We start from the raw sequence: 11802 nt of genomic DNA, 5'->3' as shown, positions 1-11802 counted from the left end.
TCAGCCCCCTGGGGTCGCCGCGAGGGGCTTCCTAGGCTCGGAACATGACGAATCAACCCGTGCACACGACCTTCTCCGCCTCCACCACCGGCGTCCGTTCGCCCCTCGCCGTCTGGAGCCTCGTCCTCGGCCTCGCCTCGATCGGCTTCGGCTTCACCTTCGTCGTCCCGATCGCCGGCCTCGTCCTCGGCATCCTGTCCCGCCGCCGTGAGCCCGAGGGTCGCACCATGGCGCTCGTCGGCATCGTCTCGTCCGCCGTCATGCTCGTGGGCACGCTGATCGCCCTGGCGATCGGCCTCGCCGTCGTCGGGGGCGCCGGCGTCCTCGCGCTCCTTCCCGGCACCGCCGCCTGACCCTCGGCCCGGCAGTCCCGCCCGGCGGTCCCGTCCCGCGTTCCGGCTCGCGCCTCCCTCGCTCGCGCTCGTCCCGCGCTCATCCCGCGGCCCGGCTCGCGCCTCCCGCGTCGGCAACTCCTGCCTGCCGTCGCACGCCCGACGCGACGCCGGGGAGTCCGACCGCCCGAGCGGCACCGGCCAGGAGTTGCCCGCACCGCCCCTCTGGCTCGCATCCCCCTCTGACCCACCCGCCGACCGGCCCACCCGCTCGCCCGCCCCGCGGCGTCCCGCGCGCACGGCATCCGGTGCGGCCACGGTGTCGGCAAGTCCTGCCCACCGTCACGGCGCGAGCCGCCGACCGGGGGAGGCGCGGTGCCGGTCGCGACACCGGGCAGGAGTTGCCGACGGGCGACCCCGCGCGGGCCGACGCCCGATCCGTCGCCCGGGCGTGGGAGAATCGTGCGGTACCCCCGCCCACCACCCCCAGAGGATCGTGTGAGTCCCCAAGCAACCCGCGCACTCGAGCCGGCGTCGACCGAGCCCGAGTCCCTCCGCAACTTCTGCATCATCGCGCACATCGACCACGGCAAGTCGACCCTCGCCGACCGCATGCTCGGCATCACCGGTGTGGTCGAGTCGCGTGCAATGCGTGCCCAGTACCTCGACCGCATGGACATCGAGCGCGAGCGCGGGATCACGATCAAGAGCCAGGCGGTGCGCATGCCGTGGGAGCGCAACGGCGAGACCTTCGCGCTCAACATGATCGACACCCCCGGCCACGTGGACTTCAGCTACGAGGTATCCCGCTCGCTGGCCGCGTGCGAGGGGGCGATCCTGCTGGTCGACGCGGCGCAGGGCATCGAGGCGCAGACCCTGGCGAATCTCTACCTGGCGCTCGAGAACGACCTCGAGATCATCCCGGTGCTCAACAAGATCGACCTCCCGGCGGCCGACCCCGACAAGTACGCCGCCGAGCTGGCGGGCCTGATCGGCGGCGACCCCGCCGACGTGCTGCGGGTCAGCGGGAAGACCGGAATGGGCGTCGAAGAGCTCCTCGACCGCGTCGTGGACCGCATCCCCTCTCCCGTCGGCGTCAAGGACGCACCGCCCCGCGCGATGATCTTCGACTCGGTCTACGACAGCTACCGCGGCGTCGTGACGTACATCCGCATGATCGACGGCACCCTGCACCCTCGCGAGAAGGTGCAGATGATGTCGACGAAGTCGACCCACGACATCCTCGAGATCGGCGTCTCGTCACCCGAACCCGTCCCGAGCCAGGGGCTTTCGGTCGGCGAGGTCGGCTACCTCATCACCGGCGTGAAGGACGTCCGCCTCTCGAAGGTGGGCGACACCGTCACGACGTCGGCCAAGCCAGCGACCGAGGCCCTGAGCGGGTACACCGAACCGCTGCCGATGGTGTTCTCGGGGCTCTACCCGATCGACGGCAGCGACTACCCCCTCCTCCGTGAGGCCCTCGACAAGCTCAAGCTGTCCGACGCCGCGCTGGTGTACGAGCCCGAGACCTCGGTGGCCCTCGGCTTCGGCTTCCGCTGCGGGTTCCTCGGCCTGCTCCACCTCGAGATCGTCACCGAACGACTCGACCGCGAGTTCGGCCTCGACCTCATCACGACGGCCCCGAGCGTCATCTACGAGGTCACCACCGAAGACAAGAAGACCGTCACGGTCACCAACCCGAGCGAGTTCCCGGGCGGCAAGATCGCGAGCGTCAGCGAGCCCATGGTCAAGGCGGGCATCCTCGCGCCCAAGGACTACGTCGGGGTGATCATGGAGCTCTGCCAGCAACGCCGCGGCACCCTGCTGGGCATGGAGTACCTCGGCGAGGACCGGGTCGAGATCCGTTACGCGATGCCCCTCGGCGAGATCGTGTTCGACTTCTTCGACAGCCTCAAGTCGAAGACGGCGGGCTACGCCAGCCTCGACTACGAGCCCATCGGCGATCAAGAGGCCGACCTGGTCAAGGTCGACATCCTGTTGCAGGGTGAGCAGGTCGACGCCTTCAGCGCGATCGTGCACCGCGACAAGGCCTACGCCTACGGGGTGCTCATGACGGGCAGGCTGCGCGAACTCATCCCGAGGCAGCAGTTCGAGGTCCCCATCCAGGCCGCCATCGGTGCCCGGATCATCGCCCGCGAGAGCATCCGGGCCATGCGCAAGGACGTCCTGGCGAAGTGCTACGGCGGCGACATCTCGCGCAAGCGCAAACTCCTCGAGAAGCAGAAAGAGGGCAAGAAGCGCATGAAGACCATCGGTCGGGTCGACGTGCCCCAAGAGGCCTTCATCGCCGCCCTCAGCGGCGACGTCGAGAAGAAAGACAAGAAGTAGGGTCCATGCGTCGAGCCACCCACACCGAGACCCGCACGACCTACGGCGAGGTCGGGGCGACGCAGGCCCCCGACCTCATGCAGTACCCGCCGAAGGGGTTCAAGCCGGCCGAGTACCGGGCTCGCGTCGGCCACGGCGACGCCCGCTTCGCCGCGGCCTGGATCGCCACCATGACCTGGCAGATCCAGGAGCGCAGCGGCATCCGCGTCCGGGTCGACAGCGTGCCGCCGGCCGACGAGAGCGAGTACACGCCCGTCCAGTTCGACGAGCACGGGCAGCCGGTCGACGCCGCCGAGTGGGCGACCGCGCGTGACGAGTCGCGCTACTCGCCCGACGGCACGCCCTTCCTCACGGCGGGCACGACGGCCACGCTGAGCATCGAGGCCTACGGGCGCACGGTCGAGGCCCCGGTGCGCGTCGTCTACGTGATCGACGAACCGAAGCGCAAGGGTTTCGCGTACGGAACCCTCGACGGCCACCCCGAGAGCGGCGAGGAGTCCTGGATCGTCGACCAGACCGACGACGGTTCGGTCTGGCTCTCCATCCGGTCGTTCTCGAAGCCGTCGAGCGCGAAGTGGCGTGTCGTGGCACCGTTCCTGCGACGCACGCAGGCGCAGTACACGAAGCGGTACCTGCGGGCACTGAGCCTCAACGAGAAGGGCGAGCAGACCGACGAGGTCGTCGTCGTCGAGGACACCGAGGCCGGCGTCGGCGACCCCCGCGGTGACGAGCGCCCCCCGACCGGCCCGCGCGGCGACGCCGCGGGAACCGGCGCCTGACGGTGCCCGGAGCCCTTCCCCTCGGCGATCCCGCCCCCGTCGACGGACGCCTGCCCGAGACCGTCGCCGTCGGCGCGGACGACCGCAACTTCGGGGTCTACCTGCACGTCCCGTTCTGCCGCGTGCGCTGCGGGTACTGCGACTTCAACACCTACACGGGCGACGAGCTGCGAGGCGCTCGTCGCGACGACTACGCCGGGCAGGCCGTCACCGAGATCGAGCTCGGGGGCCGGGTGCTGCGCGAGGCGGGGCTCCCGCCGCGCCGCGCCTCCTCGGTGTTCTTCGGCGGGGGCACCCCGACGATGCTGCCCTCGGGCGACCTCACGTCGATGCTCCACGCGATGGTCGACACCTGGGGTCTCGAGCCCGGCGCCGAGGTGACGACCGAGGCGAACCCCGACTCGGTCGACGCCACATACCTGCGGCAGCTCGCCGACGCGGGCTTCACGCGCGTCAGCTTCGGCATGCAGTCGGCCGTCCCGAGCGTGCTCGCCACCCTCGAGCGCACGCACGACCCCGAGCGCATCCCGCTCGTGGTGCGCTGGGCCCGTGACGCCGGGCTCGACGTCAGCCTCGACCTCATCTACGGCACGCCCGGCGAGACCCTCGACGACTGGAGGCGTTCCCTGGACGTCGCCCTCGAGCAGGAGCCCGACCACCTCTCCGCGTACTCGCTGATCGTCGAGGACGGCACGAAGCTCGCCCGCCAGATCAAGCGGGGCGAGGTCCCGATGCCCGACGACGACACCGCGGCCGACATGTACGAGATCGCGGACGACCGGCTCGCCGGCGCGGGCTACGACTGGTACGAGGTCAGCAACTGGTCGCGTGGCGTCGCGCACCGTTCCCGCCACAACCTGGCGTACTGGCAGGGCCACGACTGGTGGGGCGTCGGCCCGGGCGCGCACAGTCACGTCGGTGGCGTCCGCTGGTGGAACGTCAAGCACCCCGCCGCCTATCAGCAGCGCATGGCCGCGGGTGAGTCGCCGGCCGCCGGGCGCGAGACCCTCGACGACGAGACCCGTCGGGTCGAGCGCGTCCTGCTCGGGGTGCGCATCCGCGAGGGGCTGCCCACCTCCGAGCTCGACGACGACGGACGCCGGGCCGTCGGTGGCCTCATCGCCGACGGCTGGGTCGAGGGGCGTCCGGCCCTGCGGGGTCGTGTCGTGCTCACGCGCGAGGGGCGGCTCATGGCCGACGCCGTCGTGCGGCGTCTGCTGCCCGACTGAGCGTCCCGATCGTCCTGATCGCCGCGGCGACCCGCGGTGGCGACCAGGAGGCGCGGGCCCGGAACGCAGGAGGCGCGGGCCCGGAACGCAGGAGGCGCGGCTCCCGGGGGGAGTCGCGCCTCGCGTCGTGCCCGTCCGGGCCGGTCGACCGTCTACTTGACGAACTCGATGGTCAGCGGGTACTTGTACCACTCGCCCTTGTTGGCCGCGACGGCGGCGATGATCGAGAAGATGATCACGAGGATGCCGGCGACGAGGGCGAGCACCCCTCCGATGACGATGATCGACAGGATCGCCGAGATCACGTAGACGATGGCCACCGTGATCTGGAAGTTCAGCGCGGTCCTGGTGTGCTCCCGGATGAACGGGCCGCGGTCCTTCAACACGAGGTAACCGACGAGGGCGGGGACGAACGCGAAGAGGATCCCGCCGAGGTGGATGAGCGTCGACCAGAGCTTCTCGTCCTCGGGGCGCATCGGCTGGACGGGCTGCGGCTGGTAGCCGGGCTGCTGGCCGAAGCCGGGGCCGGACTGCTGGCCCTGGCCGGGCTGACCCTGGCCGGGCAGACCCTGCCCGTACGGCTGGCCGGGCTGACCGTTCTGGCCGGGCTGGCCGTTCTGCGGGCCGTTCGGCTGGGCGGGAGGGTTCTCGGTCATGGCTGCACCTGTTCGTGAGTGTCCTGCGGATGTCCCCGCCACCCTAGGGCAGCCGGGTGCGGCCCGAGTAGGCCTCGCGACGGAGGTGTCGTACGATTGGCAGTCCGGCACGTCGAGTGCCAGGCCCGGTCGCCCGGCGTGCGGACGACCCGGGGGACGTCGAGCGAAGAGAGGTGCGTCATGGTCTCCGAACGCGGTCTCGAAGTGCTTCGCGTCATCGTGCACGACTACGTCGCGTCCCGCGAGCCGGTCGGGTCGAAGTCCATCGTCGAGCGACACCAGTTCGGCGTCTCGGCGGCGACCATCCGCAACGACATGGCGCTGCTCGAAGAAGAAGAGCTCATCGCGGCACCGCACACCTCGTCGGGACGCGTGCCGACCGACAAGGGCTACCGGCTCTTCGTCAACCAGCTCGCCGACCTGCGCCCGCTCAGCGCGGCCCAGCGGCAGGCCATCGAGACGTTCCTGGGCGACTCCACCGACCTCGACGAGGTGCTCGGTCGGACGGTCCGGCTCCTGTCGCAACTCACCAACCAGGTGGCCCTGGTGCAGTACCCCACCTTCTCCCGGGCCCGCGTGCGTCACGTCGAGCTGGTCAGCCTGGGCGACGGTCGCGTCATGACGGTGCTGATCACCGACAGCGGCCAGGTCGAGCAGCGGGTCGTCGACATCCGCACCGCCGTCGACGAGTCCTTCCTGTCCGAGTTGCGGGCCGCCATCAACGCCGCGGTCGGCGGTCGGCCCCTGGGTGAGGCCTCCACCGCCCTCACCGACCTGCCGGCGCGGTTCCGTCCCGACCTCGCGGCGGTCGTCGGCGTGGTCGTCGCGAGCCTCACCGAGCAGATCGCCGCCGGACGTCAGGACCGCCTCGTCATGGCCGGTGCGGCGAACCTGGTGCGCACGGGCGACGACTTCAGCGGCGACCTCTTCCCCGTGCTCGAGGCGATCGAAGAGCAGGTGGCCCTCTTGCGGCTCTTCGGCGAGATGCAACTCGACGCCGTCGACGTGGCCGCGAGCATCGGCCGCGAGAACGCGTCGTTCGGGTTGTCCCAGGCGTCCGTGCTGGCCAGCGGGTACTCGACGCAGGGCAGCGAGATCGCGAGGCTCGGCGTGCTCGGGCCCATGCGCATGGACTACTCGACCAACATGGCGGCGGTCCGTGCCGTCGCGCGGTACCTGTCGTCGCTGCTCACCGAGCGGTAGCCGACCACCACGGCCCCGGCCGTCCCACGACCCCCAATCCCCGTCCCGGTCCGCCGGGCCCGGCCCCGCCGGGAAGACCACCACACCACACCAGAGGCAGACGAGAACCAGTGGCAGATCATTACGACGTCCTCGGAGTCGACCGTCAGGCGACCCCGGAAGAGATCAAGAAGGCGTACCGCAAGCTCGCCCGCGAGCTTCACCCCGACGTCAATCCCAGCCCCGACGCGTCCGAACGGTTCAAGGACGTCACGCACGCCTACGACGTGCTCAGCGACCCGCAGCAGCGCGAACGCTACGACCTCGGCCCCCAGCCCGGCTTCGGCGGCGGCGGCGGAGGCGGGGCCGCCGGCTTCGGCGACATCTTCGACGCGTTCTTCGGCGGCGGTGGCCAGGGCCAGCGTCAGGGTCCGCGGTCCCGGCGGGAACGCGGGCAGGACGCGCTCCTGCGCCTCGAGGTCGACCTCGAGGACATCGTCTTCGGCACGCAGCGCGACATCGAGGTCGACACGGCCGTCCTCTGCGACACGTGCAGCGGCTCGTGCTGCGCACCCGGCACCTCGCCCCAGACCTGCGACATCTGCGGTGGCTCCGGCCAGATCCAGCGCACCGTGCGCTCGCTGCTCGGCAACGTCATGACGTCGAGCCCGTGCGGGACCTGCCGTGGCTACGGCACCGTCATCCCCAACCCCTGCCCGACGTGCCAGGGCCAGGGGCGCGTCCGGGCGCGACGTTCGATCCCCATCGACATCCCCGCGGGCGTCGACACCGGGCTCCGGCTCCAGCTGCCCGGTCAGGGCGAGGTCGGCCAGGCCGGTGGCCCGAACGGCGACCTGTACCTCGAGGTCAAGGTGCGTCACCACGACACCTACAGCCGCAACGGCGACGACCTGCTGGCCACGCTCGAGGTGCAGATGGCCGACGCCATCCTCGGCACGTCGACGACGCTCACCGGGCTCGACGGCGAGATCGAGGTCGAGATCAAGCCCGGCACCCAGAGCGCCGACATCCTCACCGTGAAGGACCGCGGCATCACCAGACTGCGCGGGACGGGTCGCGGCGACCTCAAGATCGGCGTCCAGGTGGTCACCCCGACCAAGCTCAGCCACAAGGAGCGCGAGCTGATCGAGAAGTTCGCCTCGGGTCGCCGCTCCCCGGCGCCCGAGCTGTCGCACTTCCAGCAGGGTCTCTTCGGCAAGTTGCGCGACCGCTTCCTGAACTTCTGATCGTGGCGCACTTCTACCTGGTCGACGACCTGGCCGCCGCCGAGGTCGGCTCGAGCGTCGAGCTGACCGGTTCCGAGGCCCGACACGCGGTCACGGTCAGCCGGGTGCGGGTGGGCGAGCCGCTGACCCTCGGCAACGGACGGGGGCTGGTGGTCCAGGGCGAGGTGTCCGAGGCGGCCCCCGAGCGGCTGGTGCTGCTCGCGACCCGGGTCGTCCGGCACGAACCGCCGACGACGCGGCTGGTCCTCGCCCAGGCGCTGGCCAAGGGCGACCGCGACGAACTCGCCGTGCAGGCCGCGACCGAGCTCGGCGTCGACGAGATCGTCCCGTGGGCCGCGGCGCGCAGCATCTCCCGCTGGGAGGGCCCCAAGGTCGCCAAGGGCCTCACCCGCTGGTCGTCGATCGTGCGCGAGGCGACCAAGCAGTCGATCCGTCCCTGGTCGCCCGAGGTCTCGGGGCTCGCGACGACGCGGCAGCTGGCCGAGCGCGCCTCCCGCGATCTCGTCCTCGTGCTCGAGCCGTCGGCCGAGCAGGCGCTCACGGCGGTCGACCTGACCGCAGGAGGCGCGGTGCCCGGCCGCGTCGTCGTGGTCGTCGGTCCCGAGGGCGGGGTGTCGCCCGCCGAGCTGCACCAGCTCGCCGAGGCGGGTGCCCGCGCCGTGCGCCTCGGGGACGCCGTCCTGCGGACCTCCACGGCCGGGCCCGCCGCGCTGTCCGTGCTGAGCGCGCGACTCGGTCGCTGGTGACCTCGACGCCCCCCGGGGCCGTGTCGGCGGTCGTCGCTACGATGGGCAGCATGTCCGAGACCTCCGACGAGCCCACCGTCTTCAGCCGCATCGTCGCGCGCGAGATCCCCGCCGACATCGTCTTCGAGAGCGACGCGGTCATCGCCTTCCGCGACATCGCGCCCCGGGCACCCGTCCACCTGCTCGTGGTGCCCAAGACCCAGGCGTACCGCGACGTCGTCGAACTCGCCGCGGGCGACCCGGCGTTGCTCGCCGAACTGGTGGCGACCGCCTCCCGGCTCGCGGCCGACCCGGCAGCGTTCGGGGAACACTCCGGGTCCGAGTTCCGTTTGATCTTCAACACCGGCGCATCCGCCGGGCAGACCGTGTTCCACGTGCACGCCCATGTGCTCGGTGGACCCCTGGAGGAAGGCACCCTTGCCCACTAGCGACACGAACGCCACCGGCCCCTCGACACCGACGACGGGTGACGACGTCCGTCGCGTCGACGTGACCGTCGACGGCGTCGCCATGGTCCAGCTCCTGGGCCCGCAAGACCGCCTGCTGCGTGCGGTCGAGAAGCAGTACCCCGACGTGCGCGTGCTCGTCCGCGGCAACGAGGTCACCCTCGAGGGGCCCTCGTCGGCCGTCGGCCGGGCCGAGGGCCTCGTCGACGAGCTCGTCTCGATGGTCCGCGGCGGTCACGACCTCGGCCCGGCCGAGGTCGCGACGTCGGCCCGTCTGCTCGACTCGGGGCAGGGCAGCCCGTCCGAGGTCTTCGGGCAGCCGATCGTCACCAGCCGCGGCAAGGGGGTCCGGGCGAAGACTCGGGGCCAGAAGGACTACGTCGACGCGATCGACCAGCACACCATCACCTTCGGCATCGGCCCGGCCGGCACCGGCAAGACCTACTTGGCGATGGCCAAGGCCGTCCAGGCGTTGCAGCGCCGCGAGGTCCAGCGCATCATCCTGACGCGCCCCGCGGTCGAGGCCGGCGAGCGGTTGGGCTTCCTGCCCGGCACGCTGACCGACAAGATCGATCCGTACCTCCGGCCGCTCTACGACGCTCTGAACGAGATGATGGACCCCGAGATCGTGCCCAAGCTGCTCGCGGCCGGCACCGTCGAGGTCGCCCCTCTCGCGTACATGCGCGGTCGCACCCTCAACGACGCGTTCGTCGTGCTCGACGAGGCGCAGAACACCACGCCCGAGCAGATGAAGATGTTCCTCACCCGTCTCGGATTCGGCTCGCGCATGGTCGTGACGGGCGACGTCACCCAGGTCGACCTGCCCACCGGTGCCAGCGGCCTCCAGCTCGTCACGACGGTGCTCGACGACATCGACGACATCCACTTCGCCCGTCTCACCAGCGACGACGTGGTGCGGCACACGCTCGTGGGCCGCATCGTCGACGCGTACACGACCTACGACGCCGAGCGTCAGGCCCAGCAGCACCGCCGTCTCGAGGCGGCGGACCAGCAGGCCGACGCTCGCGACCGCCTGCCGAAGAAGGGAACCCGGTGAGCATCGAGGTCGCCAACGAATCCGCCGTCGAGGTCGACGAGGCCACGATCCAACGTCTGGCCACCTTCGCGCTCGACCAGATGCACGTGCACCCCGAGGCCGAACTCGCGATCGTGTTCGTCGACGAGGCGGCGATGGAGCAGCTCCACGTCCAGTGGATGGATGAACCCGGTCCGACCGACGTGCTGAGCTTCCCGATGGACGAACTGCGCCCCGGCACCGAAGACGAACCCACGCCGGCCGGCCTGCTCGGCGACATCGTCGTGTGTCCGCAGGTGGCCGTGGCCCAGGCCGCCACGGCCGGGCACAGCCCGCTCGACGAGATGCTGCTCCTCACCTGTCACGGCATCCTGCACCTCCTCGGTTTCGACCACGCCGAACCCGACGACGAGCGTGAGATGTTCGGTCTGCAGCGCGAGATCCTCGCGGCCTTCGCCGCGTCCGACACGAGTCGGTGACGCCGTGATGGTCACGGTCTTCGTCGTCGTGGCGGTCTTCCTGGTGGTCTTCGGCGGCCTCCTGGCCGCCGCCGACTCCGCACTCGGCGTCCTCAGCCGCCAGGACCTCCTCGACGAGGCGGACGACGATCCGCGTCACGCGACGGCGTTGACCGCCATCGCCGCCGACGTCGGGGCGCACGTCAACGCCGTCAACTTCGTGCGCATCCTCGCCGAGACGTCGGCGGCCGTCCTCGTGTCGCTGTCGTTCGCCTTCTCGGTCGAGCCGTGGTGGCTGGCCCTGCTGCTCTCGGCTCTCATCATGACGGTCGTGTCGTTCGTCCTCGTGGGCTCCAGTCCGCGCAGCGTCGGTCGGGCCCACGCCCGCGGCCTCGTGCGTCTGACCTCGGGTCTCGTGCGGTTCGTCCGGGTCGTGCTCGGGCCCCTGGCCGACGCCCTGGTGGCGGTCGGCAACCGGGTGACCCCCGGACGTCCGCGCAGCGCGTCGTTCTCCTCCGAAGAGCAGTTGCTCAGCATGGTCGACGAAGCCACCGAGCTCGACGTCCTCGAAGAGGACGACCGCGAGCTCATCCACTCGATCTTCGAGTTCAGCGACACGGTGGTCCGCGAGGTGATGGTGCCCCGCACCGACATGGTCACCCTCGACGCCACCGCGTCGGTCGGTTCGGCGATGAGCCTCTTCCTCGGTCGTGGCGTGTCGCGGGTCCCGGTCGTCGGTCGCGACTCCGACGACGTCGTCGGGATCGTCTACCTGCGCGACCTCGCCCGGCGGTTGCACGAGCACAGCGGCGACGACTCGGCCCCGGTGACGACGCTCGCCCGCCCGGCCGTCTTCGTGCCCGAGTCCAAGAAGGCCGACGACGCCCTCCGGCAGATGCAGCTCGACAAGAACCATCTCGCGATGGTCGTGGACGAGTACGGCGGCATCGCCGGCCTCGTCACGCTCGAGGACCTCATCGAAGAACTCGTCGGCGACATCAGCGACGAGTACGACCGCGAGGTCGCCCCGCAACGCGAGGTCTCCGCGGGGGTCTTCCGGGTGAGTGCCCGTCTCCCCGTCGACGAGCTCGGCGATCTCTTCGGCCTCGAACTCGACGACGACGACGTGGACTCGGTGGGAGGGCTGCTCACCAAGGTCCTGGGACGCCTGCCCGAGCAGGGCTCGGTCGTCCGCGTGTCGGGCCTCGTCCTCACGGCCGACCGCACCGAGGGGCGTCGGCACGACCTGCAGACCGTGCTCGTCGAGCGCGATCCCGACCTCGCGGACGCCCAGGCCGCGTTCGCCGACGCCGCTCGCGACGACTGAGCGTCCGGTCGTCGC

Annotated in this window: 12 protein-coding genes; 11 read left to right on the top strand and 1 reads right to left on the bottom strand. The window is 71.0% G+C overall.

Features of this window, described 5'->3' with window-relative positions; translation table 11 throughout:
* Positions 1–44 precede the first annotated feature (44 nt).
* From OVA02_RS12490 to hemW, 4 genes are all read left to right on the top strand, one after another.
* A complete protein-coding gene (locus tag OVA02_RS12490) occupies positions 45–353 on the top strand; it encodes a DUF4190 domain-containing protein (protein WP_056045693.1) in 309 nt (102 codons plus the stop codon).
* Positions 354–830: 477 nt separating this feature from the next.
* Positions 831–2681, top strand: coding sequence for a translation elongation factor 4 (gene lepA / locus OVA02_RS12485; protein WP_056045691.1), 1851 nt, complete (start codon positions 831–833; stop codon positions 2679–2681).
* Between the two features lie 5 nt (positions 2682–2686).
* Complete coding sequence (locus tag OVA02_RS12480) at positions 2687–3460, top strand: DUF1990 family protein (protein WP_267658605.1); 774 nt, start codon at positions 2687–2689, stop codon at positions 3458–3460.
* Between the two features lie 2 nt (positions 3461–3462).
* A complete protein-coding gene (hemW, locus tag OVA02_RS12475; RefSeq protein ID WP_267658604.1) occupies positions 3463–4689 on the top strand; it encodes a radical SAM family heme chaperone HemW in 1227 nt (408 codons plus the stop codon).
* Between the two features lie 152 nt (positions 4690–4841).
* On the opposite strand, the gene OVA02_RS12470 is transcribed toward hemW, so the two are convergent.
* Positions 4842–5345 carry a DUF4870 domain-containing protein gene (locus OVA02_RS12470; protein WP_236556798.1) on the bottom strand — a complete coding sequence of 168 codons (504 nt, stop codon included), beginning with the start codon at positions 5343–5345 and terminating at the stop codon, positions 4842–4844.
* A gap of 180 nt (positions 5346–5525) precedes the next feature.
* Here OVA02_RS12470 and hrcA point away from each other — a divergent pair, with 180 nt between their 5' ends.
* The 7 genes from hrcA to OVA02_RS12435 all read left to right on the top strand — a co-directional run bounded on the left by hrcA (position 5526) and on the right by OVA02_RS12435 (position 11787).
* Positions 5526–6548 carry a heat-inducible transcriptional repressor HrcA gene (hrcA, locus tag OVA02_RS12465; RefSeq protein ID WP_056045687.1) on the top strand — a complete coding sequence of 341 codons (1023 nt, stop codon included), beginning with the start codon at positions 5526–5528 and terminating at the stop codon, positions 6546–6548.
* Positions 6549–6658: 110 nt separating this feature from the next.
* Entirely contained in the window at positions 6659–7774 is a 1116-nt protein-coding gene (gene dnaJ / locus OVA02_RS12460) for a molecular chaperone DnaJ (RefSeq protein WP_159824840.1), read from the top strand.
* A gap of 2 nt (positions 7775–7776) precedes the next feature.
* Positions 7777–8520, top strand: coding sequence for a 16S rRNA (uracil(1498)-N(3))-methyltransferase (locus OVA02_RS12455; RefSeq protein ID WP_123570183.1), 744 nt, complete (start codon positions 7777–7779; stop codon positions 8518–8520).
* 50 nt (positions 8521–8570) lie between these two features.
* On the top strand, positions 8571–8948 hold the full coding sequence (locus tag OVA02_RS12450) for a histidine triad nucleotide-binding protein (protein ID WP_056047543.1): 378 nt from the start codon (positions 8571–8573) through the stop codon (positions 8946–8948).
* Between the two features lie 82 nt (positions 8949–9030).
* Complete coding sequence (locus OVA02_RS12445) at positions 9031–10023, top strand: PhoH family protein (RefSeq protein WP_216844210.1); 993 nt, start codon at positions 9031–9033, stop codon at positions 10021–10023.
* Positions 10020–10481: an rRNA maturation RNase YbeY gene (ybeY, locus tag OVA02_RS12440; protein ID WP_056045671.1), complete on the top strand. Its 462-nt coding sequence runs from the start codon at positions 10020–10022 to the stop codon at positions 10479–10481. The genes OVA02_RS12445 and ybeY overlap by 4 nt, the downstream gene beginning before the upstream one ends.
* Before the next feature lie 7 nt (positions 10482–10488).
* Positions 10489–11787: a hemolysin family protein gene (locus OVA02_RS12435; protein WP_052505052.1), complete on the top strand. Its 1299-nt coding sequence runs from the start codon at positions 10489–10491 to the stop codon at positions 11785–11787.
* Positions 11788–11802: the final 15 nt, after the last annotated feature.

The organism is Frigoribacterium sp. SL97, assembly GCF_026625765.1.
GTDB lineage: Bacteria > Actinomycetota > Actinomycetes > Actinomycetales > Microbacteriaceae > Frigoribacterium.
This window is presented reverse-complemented; position numbering and strand designations above follow the sequence as displayed.

Bases quoted from the DNA above. Each gene is read 5' to 3' on its own strand.
- hrcA (WP_056045687.1), top strand. From the start codon at position 5,526: ATGGTCTCCGAACGCGGTCTCGAAGTGCTTCGCGTCATCGTGCACGAC.
- OVA02_RS12445 (WP_216844210.1), top strand. From the start codon at position 9,031: ATGGTCCAGCTCCTGGGCCCGCAAGACCGCCTGCTGCGTGCGGTCGAG.
- OVA02_RS12450 (WP_056047543.1), top strand. From the start codon at position 8,571: ATGTCCGAGACCTCCGACGAGCCCACCGTCTTCAGCCGCATCGTCGCG.
- OVA02_RS12435 (WP_052505052.1), top strand. From the start codon at position 10,489: ATGGTCACGGTCTTCGTCGTCGTGGCGGTCTTCCTGGTGGTCTTCGGC.
- OVA02_RS12470 (WP_236556798.1), bottom strand. From the start codon at position 5,345: ATGACCGAGAACCCTCCCGCCCAGCCGAACGGCCCGCAGAACGGCCAG.
- OVA02_RS12490 (WP_056045693.1), top strand. From the start codon at position 45: ATGACGAATCAACCCGTGCACACGACCTTCTCCGCCTCCACCACCGGC.
- OVA02_RS12480 (WP_267658605.1), top strand. From the start codon at position 2,687: ATGCGTCGAGCCACCCACACCGAGACCCGCACGACCTACGGCGAGGTC.